Origin of the sequence: Rhizobium sp. AAP43, assembly GCF_001296045.1 — a bacterium.
In the GTDB taxonomy this organism is placed as follows: domain Bacteria; phylum Pseudomonadota; class Alphaproteobacteria; order Rhizobiales; family Rhizobiaceae; genus Allorhizobium.
Genome location: NZ_LJHS01000005.1, coordinates 190,186 through 210,108 on the forward strand (window position 1 = coordinate 190,186; position 19,923 = coordinate 210,108).

Annotated in this window: 25 protein-coding genes; 12 read left to right on the plus strand and 13 right to left on the minus strand. The window is 59.6% G+C overall.

Annotated elements, in window-relative coordinates:
- Positions 1 to 48: 48 nt before the first annotated feature.
- Entirely contained in the window at positions 49 to 1,581 is a 1,533-nt protein-coding gene (locus IP76_RS04395; protein ID WP_054156971.1) for an acyl-CoA carboxylase subunit beta, read from the minus strand.
- Between the two features lie 134 nt (positions 1,582 to 1,715).
- On the opposite strand from IP76_RS04395, the gene IP76_RS04400 reads away from it, so the two are divergent.
- Positions 1,716 to 3,125 carry a short-chain fatty acyl-CoA regulator family protein gene (locus tag IP76_RS04400; RefSeq protein WP_054156972.1) on the plus strand — a complete coding sequence of 470 codons (1,410 nt, stop codon included), beginning with the start codon at positions 1,716 to 1,718 and terminating at the stop codon, positions 3,123 to 3,125.
- Positions 3,126 to 3,269: 144 nt separating this feature from the next.
- Here IP76_RS04400 and IP76_RS04405 read toward each other — a convergent pair whose 3' ends face one another.
- The 7 genes from IP76_RS04405 to IP76_RS04435 all read right to left on the minus strand — a co-directional run bounded on the left by IP76_RS04405 (position 3,270) and on the right by IP76_RS04435 (position 9,068).
- Positions 3,270 to 3,554, minus strand: coding sequence for a hypothetical protein (locus tag IP76_RS04405; protein WP_054156973.1), 285 nt, complete (start codon positions 3,552 to 3,554; stop codon positions 3,270 to 3,272).
- On the minus strand, positions 3,551 to 4,618 hold the full coding sequence (locus IP76_RS04410; RefSeq protein WP_054156974.1) for a hypothetical protein: 1,068 nt from the start codon (positions 4,616 to 4,618) through the stop codon (positions 3,551 to 3,553). The genes IP76_RS04405 and IP76_RS04410 overlap by 4 nt, the downstream gene beginning before the upstream one ends.
- A gap of 499 nt (positions 4,619 to 5,117) precedes the next feature.
- Entirely contained in the window at positions 5,118 to 6,191 is a 1,074-nt protein-coding gene (locus IP76_RS04415) for an enoyl-CoA hydratase/isomerase family protein (protein WP_054156975.1), read from the minus strand.
- A 287-nt stretch (positions 6,192 to 6,478) separates the two neighbouring features.
- Entirely contained in the window at positions 6,479 to 7,435 is a 957-nt protein-coding gene (locus tag IP76_RS04420) for a D-2-hydroxyacid dehydrogenase (RefSeq protein WP_054156976.1), read from the minus strand.
- A 60-nt stretch (positions 7,436 to 7,495) separates the two neighbouring features.
- Positions 7,496 to 8,122: a glutathione S-transferase family protein gene (locus IP76_RS04425; protein WP_054156977.1), complete on the minus strand. Its 627-nt coding sequence runs from the start codon at positions 8,120 to 8,122 to the stop codon at positions 7,496 to 7,498.
- A complete protein-coding gene (locus IP76_RS04430) occupies positions 8,122 to 8,790 on the minus strand; it encodes a Rieske (2Fe-2S) protein (RefSeq protein WP_054156978.1) in 669 nt (222 codons plus the stop codon). The genes IP76_RS04425 and IP76_RS04430 overlap by 1 nt, the downstream gene beginning before the upstream one ends.
- Positions 8,787 to 9,068, minus strand: coding sequence for a hypothetical protein (locus IP76_RS04435; RefSeq protein ID WP_054157375.1), 282 nt, complete (start codon positions 9,066 to 9,068; stop codon positions 8,787 to 8,789). The genes IP76_RS04430 and IP76_RS04435 overlap by 4 nt, the downstream gene beginning before the upstream one ends.
- Positions 9,069 to 9,185: 117 nt before the next feature.
- Between IP76_RS04435 and IP76_RS04440 the strand changes: the two genes are divergently transcribed.
- Positions 9,186 to 10,040: an aromatic ring-hydroxylating dioxygenase subunit alpha gene (locus IP76_RS04440; RefSeq protein WP_054156979.1), complete on the plus strand. Its 855-nt coding sequence runs from the start codon at positions 9,186 to 9,188 to the stop codon at positions 10,038 to 10,040.
- A 63-nt stretch (positions 10,041 to 10,103) separates the two neighbouring features.
- Here the strand turns inward: IP76_RS04440 and IP76_RS04445 are convergent, their stop codons facing one another.
- Complete coding sequence (locus IP76_RS04445) at positions 10,104 to 10,301, minus strand: CsbD family protein (RefSeq protein ID WP_054156980.1); 198 nt, start codon at positions 10,299 to 10,301, stop codon at positions 10,104 to 10,106.
- 251 nt (positions 10,302 to 10,552) lie between these two features.
- Between IP76_RS04445 and IP76_RS04450 the strand changes: the two genes are divergently transcribed.
- Together IP76_RS04450 and IP76_RS04455 are read left to right on the plus strand one after the other, a co-directional pair.
- On the plus strand, positions 10,553 to 10,906 hold the full coding sequence (locus IP76_RS04450; RefSeq protein WP_054157376.1) for a YqjD family protein: 354 nt from the start codon (positions 10,553 to 10,555) through the stop codon (positions 10,904 to 10,906).
- 2 nt (positions 10,907 to 10,908) lie between these two features.
- Entirely contained in the window at positions 10,909 to 11,358 is a 450-nt protein-coding gene (locus IP76_RS04455) for a hypothetical protein (protein ID WP_054156981.1), read from the plus strand.
- Between the two features lie 61 nt (positions 11,359 to 11,419).
- Here the strand turns inward: IP76_RS04455 and IP76_RS23425 are convergent, their stop codons facing one another.
- On the minus strand, positions 11,420 to 11,770 hold the full coding sequence (locus IP76_RS23425) for a NepR family anti-sigma factor (RefSeq protein WP_156318467.1): 351 nt from the start codon (positions 11,768 to 11,770) through the stop codon (positions 11,420 to 11,422).
- Between IP76_RS23425 and IP76_RS04465 the strand changes: the two genes are divergently transcribed.
- The 4 genes from IP76_RS04465 (at position 11,769) to IP76_RS04480 (ending at position 15,258) form a co-directional block, all read left to right on the plus strand.
- Entirely contained in the window at positions 11,769 to 12,563 is a 795-nt protein-coding gene (locus IP76_RS04465) for a response regulator (RefSeq protein WP_054156982.1), read from the plus strand. The two genes, IP76_RS23425 and IP76_RS04465, sit on opposite strands and share 2 nt — an antisense overlap.
- Positions 12,564 to 12,724: 161 nt before the next feature.
- Complete coding sequence (locus tag IP76_RS04470) at positions 12,725 to 13,639, plus strand: sensor histidine kinase (RefSeq protein WP_245281383.1); 915 nt, start codon at positions 12,725 to 12,727, stop codon at positions 13,637 to 13,639.
- 96 nt (positions 13,640 to 13,735) lie between these two features.
- A complete protein-coding gene (locus tag IP76_RS04475; RefSeq protein ID WP_054156984.1) occupies positions 13,736 to 14,815 on the plus strand; it encodes a putative zinc-binding metallopeptidase in 1,080 nt (359 codons plus the stop codon).
- A 98-nt stretch (positions 14,816 to 14,913) separates the two neighbouring features.
- The gene (locus tag IP76_RS04480; RefSeq protein WP_245281384.1) at positions 14,914 to 15,258 is read left to right on the plus strand and encodes a hypothetical protein; all 345 of its coding nucleotides are present in this window, start codon (positions 14,914 to 14,916) and stop codon (positions 15,256 to 15,258) included.
- A 195-nt stretch (positions 15,259 to 15,453) separates the two neighbouring features.
- Here the strand turns inward: IP76_RS04480 and IP76_RS22700 are convergent, their stop codons facing one another.
- Positions 15,454 to 15,618 carry a DUF1328 domain-containing protein gene (locus tag IP76_RS22700; protein ID WP_082352403.1) on the minus strand — a complete coding sequence of 55 codons (165 nt, stop codon included), beginning with the start codon at positions 15,616 to 15,618 and terminating at the stop codon, positions 15,454 to 15,456.
- 12 nt (positions 15,619 to 15,630) lie between these two features.
- Here IP76_RS22700 and IP76_RS23590 point away from each other — a divergent pair, with 12 nt between their 5' ends.
- Both IP76_RS23590 and IP76_RS04490 read left to right on the plus strand, forming a co-directional pair.
- On the plus strand, positions 15,631 to 15,993 hold the full coding sequence (locus tag IP76_RS23590; protein ID WP_306765461.1) for a NepR family anti-sigma factor: 363 nt from the start codon (positions 15,631 to 15,633) through the stop codon (positions 15,991 to 15,993).
- On the plus strand, positions 15,990 to 16,556 hold the full coding sequence (locus tag IP76_RS04490) for an RNA polymerase sigma factor (RefSeq protein ID WP_054156987.1): 567 nt from the start codon (positions 15,990 to 15,992) through the stop codon (positions 16,554 to 16,556). The genes IP76_RS23590 and IP76_RS04490 overlap by 4 nt, the downstream gene beginning before the upstream one ends.
- Here IP76_RS04490 and IP76_RS04495 read toward each other — a convergent pair whose 3' ends face one another.
- The gene (locus IP76_RS04495) at positions 16,557 to 16,934 is read right to left on the minus strand and encodes a hypothetical protein (RefSeq protein WP_156318468.1); all 378 of its coding nucleotides are present in this window, start codon (positions 16,932 to 16,934) and stop codon (positions 16,557 to 16,559) included.
- Between the two features lie 122 nt (positions 16,935 to 17,056).
- On the opposite strand from IP76_RS04495, the gene IP76_RS04500 reads away from it, so the two are divergent.
- Positions 17,057 to 17,812 carry a Crp/Fnr family transcriptional regulator gene (locus IP76_RS04500; RefSeq protein ID WP_054156989.1) on the plus strand — a complete coding sequence of 252 codons (756 nt, stop codon included), beginning with the start codon at positions 17,057 to 17,059 and terminating at the stop codon, positions 17,810 to 17,812.
- Positions 17,813 to 17,903: 91 nt separating this feature from the next.
- Here IP76_RS04500 and IP76_RS22705 read toward each other — a convergent pair whose 3' ends face one another.
- A complete protein-coding gene (locus IP76_RS22705; RefSeq protein WP_082352404.1) occupies positions 17,904 to 18,068 on the minus strand; it encodes a DUF1328 domain-containing protein in 165 nt (54 codons plus the stop codon).
- A gap of 263 nt (positions 18,069 to 18,331) precedes the next feature.
- Here IP76_RS22705 and IP76_RS04505 point away from each other — a divergent pair, with 263 nt between their 5' ends.
- Positions 18,332 to 19,903 carry a Re/Si-specific NAD(P)(+) transhydrogenase subunit alpha gene (locus IP76_RS04505; RefSeq protein WP_054157378.1) on the plus strand — a complete coding sequence of 524 codons (1,572 nt, stop codon included), beginning with the start codon at positions 18,332 to 18,334 and terminating at the stop codon, positions 19,901 to 19,903.
- Positions 19,904 to 19,923: the final 20 nt, after the last annotated feature.

Below are 19,923 nucleotides of genomic sequence, written 5' to 3' on the forward strand. Positions count from 1 at the left end.
CGCCTATATAGGCGCTCGGCATCCGGTTTGCCCACACACATCCGCGCGTTAAAGCGGGATCGTATCGTGCTTCTTCCAGTGGGTGCCGACCTGCTTGTTCCGAAGGCTCGCGAAGGCGCGGGCGATCCGGCGACGGGAGGAATGCGGCATGATGACCTCGTCGATGAAGCCGCGTTCGGCGGCCTTGAAGGGGTTGGCAAAGTTGACTTCGTATTCTTTGGTCCGTGCCGCGATCTTCTCGGCGTCGCCGAGTTCCTGACGGTAGAGGATCTCTGTGGCTCCCTTGGCGCCCATGACGGCGATTTCGGCGGTCGGCCAGGCATAGTTGATGTCGGCGCCAATGTGTTTGGAGGCCATGACGTCATAGGCGCCGCCATAGGCCTTGCGGGTGATGAGGGTCACCATCGGCACAGTCGCCTGGCTATAGGCGAAGAGGAGCTTGGCGCCATGCTTGATGACGCCGCCATATTCCTGCGCCGTGCCGGGCAGGAAGCCGGGCACGTCAACCAGCGTCAGGATCGGGATCGAGAAGGCGTCGCAGAAGCGGACGAAGCGGGCGGCCTTGCGCGACGAATCGATGTCGAGGCAGCCGGCCAGCACCATGGGCTGGTTGGCAACAACGCCGACCGTCTGGCCTTCCATGCGGATAAAGCCGGTGATGATGTTCTTCGCAAAGGCTTCCTGGATCTCGAAGAAATCGCCCTCGTCGGCCAGCGCGTAGATCAGCTCCTTCATGTCATAGGGCTTGTTGGAACTGTCGGGGATCAGCGTGTCCAGCCGCATCTCGATGCGGGCCGGATCGTCGTGGAAGGGGCGGACCGGCGGCTTTTCGCGGTTGTTGAGCGGCAGGAAATCGAAGAGCAGGCGGACCTGTTCCAGCGCCTCGATATCGTTCTCAAAGGCGCCGTCTGCCACGGAAGACTTCTTGGTATGCGTCGAGGCGCCGCCAAGCTCTTCCGCCGTGACGATCTCGTTGGTCACGGTCTTCACCACATCGGGGCCGGTGACGAACATGTACGAGCTATCCCGCACCATGAAGATGAAATCGGTCATGGCGGGCGAATAGACGGCACCGCCGGCGCAGGGGCCCATGATCACGGAGATCTGCGGGATGACGCCCGACGCGTCGACATTGCGCTTGAAGACGTCGGCATAGCCGGCGAGTGAAGCGACGCCCTCCTGAATGCGGGCGCCGCCGCTGTCGTTGAGGCCGATCACGGGTGCGCCCACCTTCATCGCCATGTCCATGATCTTGCAGATCTTCTGGGCATGGGTTTCCGACAGCGAGCCGCCGAGCACGGTGAAATCCTGGGAGAAGACATAGACCTGGCGGCCGTTGATCGTGCCCCAGCCGGTGACGACGCCGTCGCCCGGCACCTTCTGTTCGGCCATGCCGAAATCGGTGCAGCGATGGGTGACATACATGTCGTATTCTTCGAAGGAGCCTTCGTCGAGCAGGACCTCGATGCGCTCGCGGGCAGTCAGCTTGCTCTTGCCATGCTGGGCGGCGATGCGCTTTTCGCCGCCGCCGAGGCGGGCCTCGTCGCGGCGGGCTTCGAGCTGGTCCAGGATCGTCAGCATATGTCCTCCCGAATGGTCTTTTGGCTCTCAAGCCTTGATGTGACACCTATTCCACTGTGCCGCAGAAGAAAACGGTTGAACAGGTGCATCTGTGGATTTATGAATTTGCAAAGTGAAAATTGCGAATTTGCGAAATGGCCATCGGGAAACTCTTCATCGGCCGCAAGGTCCGCGACATCCGCCAGGCAAACGGGGCCACCCAGGCGCAGTTTGCCGATATGGTCGGCATTTCCACCAGCTATCTCAACCAGATCGAAAACAACCAGCGCCCGGTCTCGGCCTCTGTGCTTTTGTCGCTGGCGGAAAAGTTCGGCATTGATATCACGGAGCTCTCCTCCGGCCAGAACGACCGGCTGATGTCGGCGCTGACGGAGGCGCTCTCCGATCCCCTGTTCGAGACCTATTCACCGAGCCTGCAGGAGTTGAAGCTCGTCACCCAGAATGCGCCCGGCTTTGCCCATGCCCTGATTGCCGCGCACCAGGCTTACAGGCGCGGCAATGAACAGCTTGCCAGCCTCGACGACCGGCTGGGGGCAGCCCCCAGCCAGGAGGTGACGCCTTATGACGAGGTGCGCGACTTCTTCCATTTCGTCGACAACTATATCCACGATCTCGACCTCGCCGCCGAGCAGCTGGCGACGGAGCTGAAGCTCGGGGAGGGGGAGAATTACGCGGCCCTTTCAGGCCATCTCGAAGCGCGCCACGGCGTGCGCGTCGTGCGCGGCGAGGCGGGCGACGAGGCCATCCGTCGCTTCGATCCGGTGGGGCGGATCCTCACTGTCAGCCGCTATGCCTCGGCGCCTACGCGCGATTTCCAGATCGCCATCCAGATCGCCCAGCTCGCCGCTGCCACAAAGATCGACCAGGTGCTGAAACAGGCGAATTTCCGCAGCGAAGAAGCGGTCGAGATCTGTCGCATGGGTCTCTACAACTATTTCGCCGGCGCGCTGATCCTGCCCTATCGCAGCTTCCTCACCGCCGCGCGGGATCTGCGCCACGACATCGAACTGCTCGCCGCCCGTTTCGAGGCCTCGCTGGAACAGGTCTGCCACCGTCTCTCGACGCTGCAGCGTCCGGGCCTCAAGGGCGTGCCGATCTTCTTTGCCCGCATCGACCGGGCCGGCAACATCACCAAGCGGCACAGTGCTGCCCGCCTGCAATTCGCCCGCTTCGGGGCAGCCTGTCCGCTGTGGAATGCCCATCAGGCCTTCGAGACGCCTGGCCGGATCATCCGCCAGACGGCGGAGACGCCCGACGGCGTGCGCTATCTCTGCATCGCGACCCAGGTGTCAAAAGGCTCCGCCGGCTTCCGCGCCGCCAATCCGCGCTACGCCTTGGCGCTCGGCTGCGAGATCTCCTATGCCGGCGCCTTCGTCTATGCCGACGACCTCGACCTCTCCAACCGCGGCGCCTTCGACCCCATCGGCATCTCCTGCCGCATCTGCGAACGCGTCAAATGCACCAGCCGCGCCGTGCCGCCGCTGAAAAGGAAGCTGGTGGTGGATCATCGGGTGCGGAACCCGATGCCCTATGAGATTGAGTGAGGGGGGGCTCGGATTGGAACGATTAGTCTCGTCGCAGATATCTAACCCTTCCTCAACGTCTTCGTATTGTGATGCATTCATGTGCCCAATGTGGCCGTCGTGTCCGAATTTAAAATGGCCCCCGGCAACCGGGGTTTGCATCCCTTAAATCTCGCCAGCCTCTTTAAGTAACTTAATATAGCCTTCTTGGGACAGCGTGCATTCTGCTAGGCCTCTGAAGTTCTTTGCCGTTGTTTTGCACTGTTTCGCCATACTTGATACCAGATCGTCGCCGAGTGTCTTATATTTGCTGCCATGGCTAACATGGGTGCGAATATGGGTTTTCTTGCCCTCGTGATAAAAATGGTAGAAGATATGACTGCGGTCATCTTGCTCGACAAAACCCTTTTTTGGCAAGTTTTCCTGAACTTTCGAACGATCTAAGTTCATTCTGAATACTCCTTAAAGAGCGTTCTGAGCCGCGACTTGAGTAATTGCGCCTTGGGCGCAAGGTTGTCATCGTCTTCGCGAGCGACATTCTTCCAAAGAAAATCAATCTCTGCTTCCAAAGCTTCGATTAGGTCGGAACGTGTATACGCAGCTTGATTGATGCCTAGATCGTCCAATTTTCCAAAATATGTCTGTTTATCTTCACTCAGCTCTACAGTCACCCGAAGATTATTCAGCTCGTTAGATTTAAGGTAATCCGGGAGAAGTTCGATGAGGTCGATGTCGTCAGTATTGACAGGGTGAACTTCCTGAACGTCCGTAATCCTCTGCGGATTACCGTCTTCATCTAGCTCAATAGTGCCTACAACCTGAATAAGGTCCCTGGCGTTTTCGAGCAGTGCTGGCTCAATTTCCTCTACGTATAGGCAGCTGATTAAGCGCCCTGTGCTTGGAATCAGCAGGGAGAGTTTGCGCTCTTTAAAGTCAATCTTCGTAAAATAGCCCGTAACAATCGAGTGGGTATCCGGCGACAGCCGTGCCAGCCGGAGCCGTTCCAGCCCATTGATCGCAGATAAGCTGTCGACGATTACGTGACCCGACCGATCTTCGACTGAAAGGCGATAATGTCCACCTTGCCCACCAAACATCTTACCGAGTGATGAAAGAAGGGGCGTGCGGAATGCAGAATCAACGACTGCTTTCCTGAAATCCTCCTCATCCCCAGTCGCGACAGACTTCAGTAGGCTTCGAGTTAGTTCCGCTACGGCTGCTGCTTCATCCAGACTAAAAAGGCTTTGGTCTTTTTCCGCAATGAATGTGGGCTGATAGTAGCTTCCCTCTTCTGGGATTTCACAATGAAGCTGAAAGCGCTCTTCAATGTCACGTGTCACGCGAGCGCGAGTTCGTACCTCCCGTCCTTCTCTCATCATTGCGACGAGATGGATAGTACGCTGCAACCCCTCTAAAGCTTGGATAAGGTTCTGCACCGGAATTACGTGATGACGCTCGCCGTCATGCCTTGGCTCGAAATGCAGGCCAAAGAAAGTTTCTCGTTCAAAAGCCATTTCCGGGTGCCTCCTGACGACACCTACCCTACTTATTGTTACCAGCGTGCATTACTACAGCCGCTGGAATGCGCGCGAGCCGCTTCGAAATTGTTGGTTTCAACGATGACACAATCTCCCCCTTCCAGCAAGGAGTCGGTAATGGATGGCATGCTGCCCAAGGCACAACGTCCTGCTATGGCTGTCGTGGGTAACCGCGAGTTGATATGCGTGACGGTCGTTTGCTTTCCCATATACTGCGAGCTCTGATCACTGCGCATGCGCTTAGGAAGCTGATTCTGGTCGGCAATAAGGATTTCGGCCAAAAGGATTTGCGTGACCGCTTCTAGCGCAAGGCGGTTGTTCTCTCACGGCACATTGCGCCGATTATCTCCGTCATCAGTTCCCTTCAGTAAGTTGCGACCAATTGACAGCGGCGAAATCGGCCCAGCTTAACGCTTCTGTCCGCGAGCATATGGACTCACCGCTCGTCGGTCGCGAACTCTAGGCATCTCCCACCCTACCCAAACAACCGCACATCCCGTGCCACAAAGAACGCCTCGACACTCTCCGGTGCCACCCCCTCCAGCGTCGCCGGCGACCATTTCGGGTTCCTGTCCTTGTCGATGATCGCCGCGCGGATGCCTTCGTAGAAATCGGGGACTTTCACCACCTGGAGGGTGCCGGCAAATTCGCGTTCGAGGCAGGTTTCGAGGTCCCTGGAGCGGCGGGCCTCGCGCATCATCCTGAGCGTCACCTTCAGGCTGGTCGGCGATTTCGCGCTGAGGGCGGTGAGCGTTCTGGCGGCGAGGTCGCCCTGTTCCTTTTCAAGGGCGGCGATGATCTCCTCCACCGTGTCGAAGGCGAAGCAGCGGTCGATCATGGTGCGGCCTTCGGAAAAAATGCCGGTCGGGCCGTCCACCGTATAGTCGCGGATGATCGAAGCGATTGTTGCCCCAAGGGCGGGTGCGGGGAGGGCGGCGATCCGTTCCAGAAGTTCTGTCACCCGGTCCTGCGGCACATACCAGTCGGCAAAGCCTGCGGTGATCGCGTCCGCGCCGTTCACTGCCTCGCCTGTTAGCCCCATCCAGGTGCCGAGTTCGCCGGATGCGCGGGAGAGGAGCCAGGTGGCGCCGATATCGGGGAAGAAGCCGATGCCGGTTTCGGGCATGGCGAGTTTCGTCGTTTCAGTGACGATGCGGTGGCTGCCATGGCTCGAGACACCGACGCCGCCGCCCATGGTGATGCCGTCCATCACGACGATATAGGGCTTTTTGAAACCGGCGATGCGGGCATTCAGGCGGTATTCTGCCTTGAGGAATTCCGAGGCCTTGCCATCGCCCGCCTTGCCGCTTTCATAGAACATCCTGATGTCGCCGCCGGCGCAAAGGCCACGTTCGCCCTCGCCGGTGACGAGGACTGCTGCCACTTGGCGGTCGGCCTCGAAGGCATCGAGCGCCTTGCCGAAGGCGAGGACCATATCGTGGGAGAGACTGTTCAGCACCCGTGGCCGGTTGAGAGCGATCAGCCCGAGCGCGCCCTTTTTTGCCGTCAGGATGTCCTCACCCTGATAGTCCGCCTCCAGATAGCGCATGCCGTCCTCCCTTGTCTTTTGAAAGAGTTAGATATGCGTCGTGGCGAAAGGGCAAGGGCTGGGCTGTTGCGTATGGGGTAACGGAGGCTGTTGCGGCCTCCCTCTTCTCCCCAGCGGGGAGAAGTGCCGAGCGCATGCGAGGCGATGAGGGGGCTACGTGGCACACCTTTGGCGCTTCGCGCCCCCCTCATCCGGCCCTGCGGGCCACCTTCTCCCCGCTGGGGAGAAGAGGGAGCCTGGAACCGCGGCCGGTATCCCTATGCGATAGCCCTGCTGCCTGAGCAGGGTCAGCCAACGAGATTGCGCGGGGTCCCTGCGAGAAACAGCTCGATATTCTCGATCAGCTGGTCGGCCAGTGCCTGGATGGCCTCGCGGCTGGCCCAGGCGACATGCGGTGTGAGGATGACGTTTTCGCGTGACGCAATCCGCATCATCGGGCTGTCTACGGCCGGCGGTTCGCCATCGGTGACGTCGAAGCCGGCGCCTGATATCTGGCCCTTGTCCAGCGCCTGTTCGAGTGCCCTTTCATCGACAAGGCCGCCGCGACCGGTGTTGATCAGCAGGGGCCGTCTCTCCATCAGGCCGAATTCGCGGGCGCCGATCACACCGCGCGTTTCCGGTGTCAGCGGGCAATGCAGGGTGATGACGTCGGATCGGCGCAGCACCTCGTCGAAGGCCGTCTGGCCGGGTTTGAGGTCGGTTTCGCCGCGCCGCCCGGCGGCGAGGACCGTCATACCGAAGGCTTCGGCAATCCGGCCAACTGCCTGGCCAAGCGTTCCATGCCCGATGATGCCGAGCGTCGAGCCGCCGAGGTCAGATATCGGATAGTCGAAATAGCAAAACTGCGCCGCCTGCTGCCAATGGCCTTCGATCACGGATTGCCGATAGGGCAGGATCGAGCGACGCAGCGCCAGCATCAGCGCGAATGTGTGCTCCGGCACCGTGTGCCTGGCATAGTTGCGGATGTTGCAGACGGCCACGCTGCGTGCCTTTGCTGCGGCAAGGTCGATGACATCGGTCCCGGTGGCGGCAACGGCGATCAGCTTTAGCCGGGTTGCGGTGGCCAGCGCATCGGCGCGGACCGGTGCTTTGTTGGTGATCACCACGTCTGCCTCACGGATGCGTTCGGCCACCTGATCGGGCCTTGTCCGGGCATGGACGATCAGTTCATGCGGCATGGCGGGCGGGCGCAGAACCGTTTCCGGCGACAGCGTGTCTCGATCGAGAAAGACGATGCGGATCATGGTGGTCCTCCCTGCTTTGGCTTTGCGCTTGCCGATCTGCTGCCGGCTGGCCCCTGCATGTCAGTGATAGTCGGGAATGCCGGGCATGGTGATGAAGCCGGGCAGGGCGCGGAAGCGGCGCAGCCAGCGGCGAAGGGCGGGATATTCGTCATGGTCGATGCCGGCATCGCGGGAGAGGGCAAAGCTCGGCAGAAGGGCCAGATCGGCAAGCGTCGGGGTGTCGCCGACGAACCATTCGGCGCCTTCAATCTGCCGGAGCACCATATGGTCGTCCATGATGCGGAGGGCGTTTCGGGCTCTTTGACGGTCGGTGTCCGATGCGCCTGCGGCCGAAAAGAGAGCGGCCTCGCGCGCGTCGATCGCCGCCTGCAATTCGCGTCCGGCAAAGCCCAGCCATTGTTGCACGCGGCCGAAGTCTGCCGGGTCGACGGGCAGCCATTTCTGGTCGGGTGCATAGGCCCGCACGAGATAGGCGAGGATCGCACCGGTGCCGAAGAGCCTGACGTCACCGTCTTCGAGGGTCGGCAGGGTACCGGTCGGGTTGATCGCCAGCATGGCGGGCATCTGGTGTTCCCGGCCGGGCGCCTTGTCGACGGCGACAGTCTCGAAGGGCAGGCCCAGCATGGAGAGAAGGAGGCGGACGCGAAAACCATTCTCGTCGAGGTGATAGTCGTAAAGTCTGATCATCACGCGGCCTTCGTCATTTCGGTTTCGAGCCTTGTGCGCAGGGCCGTTGCCCAAATCGCGAGTTCGCGGCGGATTGCGGTGGACGCCTCGCCTCCCACGGTGATGTGAAGTCCCGTCTTTGAGGTGTCGCGGGTCTGCAAGGCAAGGATTGCGGTGGCGTCGTTACCCCGCAAGGTAACCACGCCATCGGCCAAGGGCTCGGCATGCCAGCCTTGCGGTGGTGTGTCGACGACCGCTGCCCGGACGAGGGCGATGGGCTGGTCGAGAAAAAGGCTGCGGACGGGGTGTGCGTGGTCTGGAACTGCGGGCAGCTCGGCCAGGTCGGCGCCTTCGGTCGCCATCCACACTATGCCGCCTTTTTCAACCACGGCGAAGGTCGGCACCTTGATTGTCTTCGGCACGTCGAGATCGGGATGGGCGGGGATGTGCCGACACTGGCCGGCGGTATCATAGCGCCAGCCATGATAGAGGCAGGCAATGTGGTCGCCGCGTACGAAGCCGAAGCTCATGCGCATGCCGCGATGCGGACAGCGATCTTCCCAGACATGCGGCGCGCCTGCCTCGTCACGCCAGACGACGCGCTCTTCGCCGAGAACGCGTGTGCCGGCCGACGTGCCGGGCTCGATCGAGGCGGAGAGGGCGATCGGGATCCAGGGATTGGCGGTCATGATACGGCCTTTTCGGGCAGGTCTTGATCAAGAGAGGTGCGGCTTACGTCGAGCACGATGCAATCATAGGGCCCAAGGCTCGTTGCCATCTCGAAGGCATCGATCAGCGCTTCGGGACCGGAAATTGCCAGCCGACAGTGGTCACGGTCGCAGGTCGCGATGTCGAGGAGGAGCGCTAAACGGGCGGCGCGGTGTTCGGCGAAGGCGGTGAAACTGTTGGGCTCGAGGCGCCCGGAAAAGGTGAAGGCGACGGTCGCGCTCTTGGCATGCTCTGTCATCGGATGGGGATCAACGTTGCCCTGCAATTGTGCGCGCTCTAATTTTTGGGCAATCTAGCGGTCATGCAGACGGGGTTTCAAGTGGTTTCTCCCCTTGCTCCAGAGGAAAGACGGAAAATGCAGAATAGTGTCGACAGGGCTTCGCTCGACCAGTGGTATGTGCTCGATACGGAGGCTGTCATTCCCGTCGGGCGCTCGCATAACCGCCTTTTGGGCACGGATCTCACCATGGAGAAGGACGCGGACGGCCAAATCGTGGTTCGGGCGGAGGGTCGCGTCGATCCGCTGCCGCTGCGTCATCGTTTCGGCTTTCTGTGGACGACGCTCGGGTCCCCGGAGCGCGAGATCTTTCCCCTGCCCGAAGCCGATGAGGCAGATCGGCGTTACGTGCCCTGCGGTGTCGTCACCGTCAGGGCGTCGGGTCTGAGGATCGTGGAAAACTTCCTGGACATGGCGCATTTTCCCTTCGTCCATACCGATGTGCTGGGTGCCGAGCCGCATACCGAAGTGATGCAGTATGACGTCGAGATCCGGCGCGAGGAAGACGAGGTCTGGGCAACCAATTGCGAGTTTTTCCAGCCGCAGGCTGCGCTATCCGCCACGAACGGTATTTCGACCAAATACATGTATCGGGTGATGACCCCGTTCACGACGATCCTCTACAAGACCTGTCCGAATGCGGATGACCGCTGGGATGTGATCGGCCTCTTCGTCCAGCCCCTCGATCCGGATCGCTGTCGGGCGCATCCGATCATGTATCTGATCGATGATGTCTCGACGACCACCGAACTCATTCACTTCCAGCAGATGATTTTCCTGCAGGACCGGATCATTCTCGAAAACCAGCGACCGGTGCTCCTGCCGCTCGAGCCGCGCAAGGAAATCCCGACGCGGGCGGATGCATCGTCGATTGCCTATCGGCGTTGGCTGAAGGAAAAAGGTGTTACCTATGGAGCGACGACCGCTGCCTGAGGGAGACAGCAAAAAGCCCGGAAGCGGCGGCTTCCGGGCTTTTCCTTAAATGCGCTGACGTGCTTAGTTGCGGGTCATCCAGTCATCGATCTCGCGATCGGCTTCTTCCTGGGTCTTGCCATAGGCGGCCTGGATCTTGCCGGAGAGCTCCTTGCGCTTGCCGGCGATGACGTCGAGATCGTCACCGGTGAGCTTGCCCCACTGGGTCTGGGCCTTGCCCTTGAACTGCTCCCAATTGCCTTCGACTTGATTCCAATTCATGGGTCACTCCCGTGTTTTGTTGTTCATCGAGGCTCGTGTCCTCGGTGGCAATAACGTCTGTTCGGCCCCGGAAGTTCCGCTGAAAAATCGCCTTGGCTATGGCCTGGCACCCAACCGGAAACCTCATCCCGCGCGAAAAAATGCCGCCACCTTGCACAGGTGTCGAAATCTTCTTTTGCCTTGGAACACTGCGCCTGCTGCGGCGTTGTGGTGGTGAAACCGTATTTTCAGATCAGACAAAGGAGCCCCGCATGGCCCAGATCCCGAACGCCTCGAAGAGCAAGATTGAAGCCGTGGCGGATGAGGCCGCGGATCGCAACGAGGCGGCTGCATCAACCACTCCGGGCGCATCGAGCGAAGACATCCAGGCCGAACTTGAGACCTTGCGCCGTGACATCGCGGCATTGACCCAGACCCTTGCTTCCTATGGCAGCGGCAAGGTTCGGGAAGCCGGTGAAGTGTCTCGCGAGTATGTCGAGAGCGCGCGTGAGACGGTCGCGAACATCGAGCAGGATATCGAGGACTATGTCCACGCCAAGCCGTTCCAGTCGCTGGCGATTGCCGCTGGCGTCGGCTATGTGCTCGCGCTGCTCAGCCGTCGCTGATCATGTTTCCACTGTTCAGACAATTGGGCGTCGTTGCTTTCGGCCGGGTGAAGCCGGCGGCCCGACGCTTGTCGCGCTCGCTCATTGGCGGCGCGATTGCCGCTGTGTTCGGCATGACCGCCTATGTCGCCCTTCTGGTGGCGCTCGGACTGTACCTATCTCAGTTCTTTGGTCCGGTGCTGGCAGCCCTTGGGGTGGCGGGGATCACGGCGCTTGCGGCTGGCATTGTCGTTCTCGTCGTGCAGAGGATCAATCGGCGTGCGCAACTGCGTCTCGAAGCGCGGCAGAGGGCGGCGCGATCTCGTTTGCCCGATCCAATGACTTTGCAATTGCTGGCCGGGATTCCTGCGCTCATGAAGGGGCGCTCGATCCTGACCACGGCGGCCATCGCTGCCATGGTGTTCGCTGTGGTGAAGTCCCAGGGCGCCGGCTCTCAGGCGGACGATGACTGAGTGGTTGCGATGACTGATGTGCTGGGGCCTTCCCCGGAAAAAGAGCGGCGGGCGTGAGGCGTCACTCCCGAGGCTCGTTCATCTTCCTCTCCGCCTCCTGCAGCCTTTCGAGCAGGTCCAGCAGGTGGTCGGGCGTGCCTTCCTCAACGATGCTGTCATAATAGCCTCGCAACTTCGAGGCGATCAGGGCGTCTGCATTCTTTCGGCCCTCTGTGGACGATTTCGACTTGTCGCTCTTGTCGGCGCCATCGTTCCTCATATCTTTGTCATCCACTGCATTTCTTTTCCCGAAGAGATTATGCGCTGATAAGAAGCGATCGTTGAAAAAAGTTCCAGATCGACGGAACAATTTTTTGATTTGCACGTTTGAGGCCGAGTCCGCACCTATTCCATACTGATTGGAGAATTGCATGTCCCTTACCGCCCGCGTCGCTGTCCACCTGCCTTACCTGAGGCGATATGCTCGCGCTGTTACCGGCTCACAGACTTCCGGTGATGCCTATGTGGCGGCAGTCCTCGAAGCACTCATTGCCGATATCTCCGTTTTCCCGAACGTCGGTGACGACCGGGTCGCGCTTTATCGGCTGTTCGTCGCCATTTATGATTCGACCAAGGTCGAGCTTCCCCCGATTACCTCGCCCTTCGCCTGGGAGAAGCGTGCGCAGGCCAATCTGGCCGCGGTGCCGACGCGCGCCCGCCACGCCTTCCTGCTGATCACTGTGGAAGGTTTCACGGTCGCGGAAGCGGCAAGCGTGCTTGCGGTCAGCGAGGCCGGTTTCAACGCGCTGTTCAACGAGGCGTCTGCTGAAATCTCGCGCCAGGTGGCAACCGATATCATGATCATCGAGGACGAGCCGCTGATCGCGCTCGACATCGAACAGATGGTCGAGGATCTGGGTCACCGGGTTACAGGCATTGCCCGCACGCATGACGAGGCGGTTGATCTCTTCAAGCGCACAAACCCCAAGATGGTGCTTGCCGATATCCAGCTTGCGGATGGCAGCTCGGGTATCGATGCTGTCAACGACATTCTGAAGGTCGACAGCATTCCGGTCATCTTCATTACAGCCTTCCCCGAGCGTCTTCTCACCGGCGAGCGCCCTGAACCAGCCTTCCTGGTGACCAAGCCGTTCAACCCCGACATGGTCAAGGCACTGATCAGCCAGGCTCTGTTTTTCAACGAACGTGTGGCCGAACAGGCTTGATTGAGACGAACGAAAAGAGTTCAGGCGGAGCGGCGCCAGCTGCCCCGACCTGAACCGAATTGCCGATTAAAGGCGGAGCTGGAATATTGGTACATCGGTTGACATGGTTTGAACCTCAGCGCGGCGATCGGCAGCTGCGGGAGTTTTTCATAACCGCCCTGATGGATGTCGGAGCCAGCCTGATCCTCCAGGATAAGGATGGCCGGTACGTTTGCATCACGTCGCTTCCCGCACGCTGGCGGCTGGAACCCGGTGCTGTTCCGAGCGATGAGACCATTTTCGGACCCGAGATCGGCGAACGCCTTGCCGAGATGAAGGCGATGCTGAAGAAATCCGGCGACAAGGCCGAGATCGAAGTGGAATCCACCGACGATACCTTCTTCGAATTCCGCTGCCGGCTGGTGGAAATGAACGATGGCGATCTGCACATGATCACCGTGGTCATTGATCGAACCGAGGATCGGCGCCGCGAACGTTTGTTGCGGGCCTTGCTGCGTGAAGTCAGCCATCGCTCGAAGAACCTGCTCGCCATTATCCAGTCCATCGCATCCCAGACGGCGCGTCATGCCGGAACCCTCGACATGTTCCTCGGAAAGTTCCGCGGCCGCCTGCATGCCTTGTCGCAGAGCCAGGATCTGATCACCGATTCCAGCTGGCGGGGCGCCTATTTCCGCGATCTTTTGAAGCAGCAGGTGGATCGCTATGTTCAGGAGAACGCTGACCTCGTAAAGGTCAGCGGGGACAATGTCCTTCTGACGCCGAATGCGTCTCTGCATATCGGTCTTGCCCTGCACGAACTGGTCGTCAATGCTGTCAGCCATGGCGACTTCTTGCAGCGCCGCATGCCGATCGACGTGTCTTGTCAGAAGTTCGAGACCCCGACTGGGCCGATGGTGAAGATCACCTGGGTCGAGCCTTATGGATCGCCGGGGATTGAAGAAGGCAAGGCTGGGCGTTTCGGCAGTACGGTTCTGGAACGTGTTGTGCCGGCATCCGTTAATGGCGAGGCTCGGCATTTGTTGCAGGATGGCGAGGTTCGTTACGAACTGTCCTTCCCGCTTGAAATCTTCGACTGATTGTTCCCAGTCCAACGTGTTGGCGTGACCCTTGCACCTTCGTGCGGGTGCGCGGCGCGCGAACTGCGGGGACTGCATCTTTTCTCTGGGGGTCCCATGCGCCTGTTCAATTGCACGAACTGCTCGAATGTGGTGCATTTCGAAAATACCGGCTGTGTTTCCTGCCATGCCCGGCTGGCTTTCAAGCCGTCGGACCTCACCATGGTTGCTCTGGATTCCGGCAATGGCGCGCTTCTACCCGCCGTCAACGCGCAAGCTGTCTTTCCAAAGCGCTGCGTCAACGCAGAGGTCGGTGGCTGCAACTGGCTTGTTGAAGATGATGACGAGACGGGTTTCTGCATTGCCTGTCGGCACAATGTGACAATCCCTGACCTCTCCGTTTCGGAAAATGTCGAGAACTGGCAGAAGATCGAACTCGCCAAGCGGGGACTGTTCTATTCTCTCTTGCGCTTCCGCCTGCCGCTCGTCACTCGACGGCAGGATCCGGAAAACGGCCTGGGTTTTGATTTTCTGGCTGAAGATCCGCAGTCTTCCGATGACGAGCCGATCCTGACGGGCCATGCGGACGGGTTGATCACGCTCAACGTCGTTGAGGCCCATGATGCCGAGCGCGAGGCGCGGCGGGTGGCGCTGGGTGAGCCCTTCCGCACGCTGCTTGGCCATTTCCGGCACGAGATTGCGCATTACTACTGGAACGTCCTCATTCGCGACCGCAACGCCTTCGAGGCCTGCCGGGCGGTGTTTGGCGACGAGCGAGCGGATTATGGTGAGGCGCTCAATCGCCATTACCGGGAAGGACCGCAGCCGGGATGGGAGCAATGGTTCATTTCCGCCTATGCAGCGAGCCACCCGTGGGAGGACTTTGCTGAGACCTTCGCGCATTACTTCCATATCGTCGATGCACTGGATACGGCCGATGCATTTGGTCTCAGGACCAATCCGGATGTCGAGACGCCGGCGGAGAATATTGAACTCAAGCGGACATTTGACAGCTATCGGAGCGGGAGCGCACAGACGCTCATCCGAGCCTGGGTGCCGTTGACGCTCGCGATCAATAGCATCAACCGCAGCATGGGGCAGCCGGACCTCTATCCGTTCGTCATGTCCGAGGCTGTCTTCGACAAGCTCGCCTATATTCATCAGCTGATCCGGAGCGAAGCGTCCAACTCAATGTGACGTCTGCCACAGCGGATTTCGCCAAGACACCCTCTCTGGAACATCGGACAGTTCTTCGCGTTAACACTTGTGTAACGGAGAGAACGACGATGAATAGTATGGCTGCATTGCTGGTTATCGTGGCTTGCCATTCTCAGGATACAAGCTGTCTCGACGAGCCCGTCTCTGTCGTTTCCTACGACAGCGTTACACAGTGCTTCATGGCGCTGCCAAAAGAACTCGATCAAGCGCGAAAATTGACAAATATCGTCTATGGCGATTGCGTTCCTGTGGATGCCGAGCTTGTGGCTGGAAAGTCCATTCGTCAGACCATCAACCCCAATCGGCTGACCGCCTGGTCGTCTCAGGCTGCTGGTGATGATGCGGTCAACCCGCAGGCCATGTTGCCTCTCGCCCAAGACATTCCGATTCCCCTCGACCGCTATGGTTCGCTGCCGGAGTGAGGGACAGCCGGTAGCAGAGGCCACCCAACGAAGAAGAGCACACGACAACACCTCGATCAGGCGAAGCTGGATCGAGGTGTAATATGCATGTCTGGATGAAATCTCGGGTCAGACTGACAGCGCTGTTACCGGCCGCTCAAACCCGAATCTTTAACTGGGTGATGGGAGGCGCCGCTGGGGCGCCTCCATTTGCATTCAGGCGCGACGGAAGAGACGCATCGCGAGCGATACGAGGAAAAGAATGATAAAGACGCCGAAGAGTATCTGGGCAATGCCTGCAGACGTGCCGGCAATACCGCCGAAGCCAAGTACACCGGCGATCAGTGCGATGACGAGGAAGACGAGAGCGTAATAAAGCATGGTAATTTCTCCTTGATCGATGACTGGACAAACGTCGATCCGCCAAGGATTGTTCCATGGTCCACATCTGCGATTTTTGCGCAGCGCCTTAAAAAAAGATCGGGCACCCCCGGAACTTCTGGCCACTTCGCGCATTCACCGCACGAGAGTTGTCCAAACGTGTTGGAACATATGACAGAGCACACCAAGAAAGCGCCGGTGCCAGTAGGCCAGCCAGGCGTTAATGCATTTCATCCGAGCGTGGCGGACCAGTTGCGCAGCTACTATCAGTCCGTCCAGGAAGAAGGCATTCCGGATCGCTTCATGCAGCTTCTTGAAAAGCTGGATGCGGCCGAGCGCTCCAACCAGGCCATCGCGAAGGACGTTGCGCAATGACTGTGGATCAGGAGGCGATCGACCGTTCCTTCAAACGCGATCTTCTGGCAGCGCTGCCAAATCTGCGCGCCTTCGCCGTCTCCCTGACCGGTCGCCACCATGTGGCGGACGATCTGGTGCAGGACACGATCATGAAAGCCTGGGCCAAGCAGGACCATTTCGAGCCGGGTACAAACATGAAGGCCTGGCTGTTCACCATTCTGCGCAACGAATTCTATTCGCAAATGCGCAAGCGTGGCCGCGAGGTCTCCGACACGGATGGTATCTTTACTTCCCAGCTCTCGACCCATCCGCAACAGTATGGATCCCTTGATCTACAGGACTTCAAGCGCGCGCTCGACCAGTTGCCGAGCGATCAGCGCGAGGCGATCGTGCTCGTCGGTGCCTCAGGCTTTGCCTATGAGGAAGCGGCTGAAATCTGCGGCTGCGCAGTGGGCACAATCAAGAGCCGTATCAATCGCGCGCGCAACAAGCTCCAGGAAATCCTGGGTGTGAGCGGCGAGGGCGACTATGGTCCCGATGCCAATAGCTCGGCTGTGATCAAGAAGGCGTTTGCCGGCTGATCATCCGCGGCGCGCGGCAACGCGCGCCGCAGCCTCAGCGAGGGCAGTCGCCAGTTCTTCCTGTGCGAGGGGTTTCTGTACGACGAGCTGGGCGGATGCGGCGGGCATTTCCTTGCCAAGTTCGTCGTAGGACGAGAGAAATACCGGGACGGCTCCCGCCGTCTCAATGATTGATGATCGCTCCAGATTGGCGGTCGCTGCCGCTGCGGCCTCGACGATCACGATATCGAAGCGGGTTTTTTCGAGGATCGCGCCAAGACGTGAGAGTGGAACGATCGACACGTCGCAGTGCACGGTTTCTCTCAAGATGCGCTCCACCTCCATCGCGATCAGGTATTGGTTCTCTGCGATCAGCACGTGGAGAGGTGGCGTGGCCATGAACATTCCTTCTTTTGTGCCCGCTTTATGCTGAGGCGAAAGGAGGTGGTCATTTAAAAAAGACATGGAACAACCTCTATTGTTCCATTGGCGAGATTGTGACGCATTTTTGAGGTTAAGCCATGACTGTAGAGCCGCGCCAGAACCCCATTCGCGTCAGCTGCTTTGAATGTCCTTTGCGCCAGCTGCGCAGCTTTCGCCCTTTTTCAGAAGAGGAAGTGGAGTTTGTGGCCCAGTTCAAGCGCGGGGAACTCCTCGCGGATGCCAATTCCACCATTCTCGTCGAGGGTGCGCGCAGCGCGCATCTCTACACAGTGTTGTCCGGCTGGGGTTTTCGCTACAAGATCCTTGAGGACGGGCGCCGGCAAATCCTCAATTACGTCGTGCCGGGTGATATGGTCGGCCTGCAAGGCGCCCTGATGGCAGAGATGCAGCATTCGGTGGAAGCGATGACGCCGATGACGCTCTGCGTGTTCGAACGTTCCAAGCTCTTTTCGCTCTTCGAGCGCCATGCCGGTCTCGGTTACGACCTAACCTGGCTCGCGGCCCGGGAAGAGGCGATCCTGGATGAGCACCTCCTCAGCATCGGCCGTCGTTCGGCCATCGAAAGGGCGTCCTACCTCCTTGCTTTCCTCTTTGAGCGCGGCATGAATGCCGGGATGCTCGACGATACCAGACGGCACATCCCGATCACCCAAATGCATCTCGCCGATACGCTCGGCCTGTCGATCGTGCACACCAACAAGACCCTGCGCAAACTGGTTGATCGTGGCCTCATCCTCTGGCGTGATCGTGGTTGCGAGGTGATCAATCCGGAAGGCCTGCAGGACCTTGCCGGCTGGACACCCGGTGAGCCGCGCCTGCGACCCTTCATCTAATCCGCGCCCGCTCACCGAAGACTGTGATGTATCAATGTAAAAAGGCCCACTTTGGCAGCGGGCCTTTTTTGCGTCCAAAAGCGTAAGTCGGTCAGGCGACGATCAGAATGCCGGTAAACAGCGCGATTATCATGACGACAAGCACGATGAAGATCAGGATCTTCGCAATGCCCGCCGATGCGCCAGCCACACCGCGAAAGCCGAAAAGGCTCGCCACGGCGGCGATCAGGAGGAAGATCAAAATCCATTGCAGCATCGGTCGTCTCCAGTTTTGTTCCTTGTTCCGCGAGGCAAACTTTTGCGCGGCCGGATTGTTCCCCAAAGTGCGCTTTGCGACGTTGTGCGTTGCAGCAAAAATCGTTTTAAGGCGAGAAGTCGAAGGGTAAAACCGTCACATGGCGGGTTTGCCGGGCTAGACAGCGCAGCGCACATCTGCTCGTGTCCGCCTCGGTATGCGTGGTGACGTTAGTCGCCTTGCCCAAGGTTTGATCGTTCGAGCGAGGAGCGAGGGAGATGGGATTGAAGATCGGTTCACCGAGAGAAACGTATGGTGGCGAGGCGCGAGTTGCCATGACGCCCGATAGCGCTCAGCAATTGCAGAAGCTGGGTTATGATTGCCTGATCGAGGCGGGTGCAGGCAAGGCCGCCGGCTTTTCCGATGAGGCCTACAAGGCCGCTGGCGTCACCGTGGTCGATACCGCGGCCGCGCTTTATGATGCCGCCGATATCATCGCCAAGGTCCGGCCGCCGGAAGCCGTCGAAATCGACCTGCTTTCACCCTCGAAGACGCTGATCTCCTTCTTCTATCCTGGCCAGAACGCAGAATTGCTCGAACAGGCCCGATCGAAGGGCGCCAATGTCATTGCCATGGACATGGTGCCGCGCATTTCGCGCGCACAGAAGATGGACGCCCTGTCGTCGATGGCAAACATCGCCGGTTACCGCGCCGTCATCGAGGCCGGCAACAATTTCGGCCGCTTCTTCACCGGCCAGGTGACGGCTGCGGGCAAGGTGCCGCCGGCGAAAGTTCTGGTGATCGGTGCAGGCGTAGCCGGTCTTGCGGCGATCGGCACGGCCACCTCGCTCGGCGCCATCACCTATGCCTTCGACGTGCGCCCTGAGGTTGCCGAGCAGATCGAAAGTATGGGCGCGCAGTTCGTCTATCTCGAATTCGAAGCCACGCAGGATGGTGCTGCAACGGGTGGCTATGCTGCACCGTCGTCGCCGGAGTTCCGTGAAAAGCAGCTCGCCAAGTTCCGCGAACTGGCCCCCGACATCGACATCGTCATCACCACGGCGCTGATCCCGGGGCGTGACGCGCCAAAGCTCTGGCTCGCCGACATGGTCGCTGCGATGAAGCCCGGCTCCGTCGTTGTCGACCTCGCAGCAGAGCGTGGCGGCAATTGCGATCTCACGGTTGCCGACCAGAAGATCGTCTCGGACAATGGCGTGACCATCGTCGGCTATACGGATTTCCCGAGCCGGATGGCAGCCCAGTCGTCGACGCTCTACGCGACGAACATTCGCCACATGATGACGGACCTGACGCCTGCAAAGGACGGTGTCGTCGTTCACAACATGGAAGACGACGTCATTCGCGGCGCGACCGTCACCAAGGGCGGCGAGATCACCTATCCGCCACCGCCGCCGAAGATCCAGGCGATCGCCGCTGCCAAGCCCAAGGAAAAGGTCAAGGAGCTGACGCCTGAAGAAAAGCGGGCGCAGGAAATCGCCGCCTTCAAGACGCAGACCCGCAACCAGGTGGGCATGCTCGCCGGTGGTGGTGCGCTGATCCTGCTCGCCGGCCTTTATGCGCCGGCCAGCTTCATGAGCCATTTCATCGTCTTCGTGCTTGCCTGCTTCGTCGGCTTCCAGGTCATCTGGAATGTCAGCCATTCGCTGCACACGCCGCTGATGGCAATCACCAATGCGATTTCCTCGATCATCATCCTGGGCGCCCTGATGCAGATCGGGTCCGGCAACTTCCTGGTGATCCTGCTTGCAGGTCTTTCCATCCTGATGGCCGGCATCAATATCGTCGGTGGTTTCATGGTGACACGGCGCATGCTCGCCATGTTCCAGAAGTCTTGAGCTAGGGGAGGGGACACACA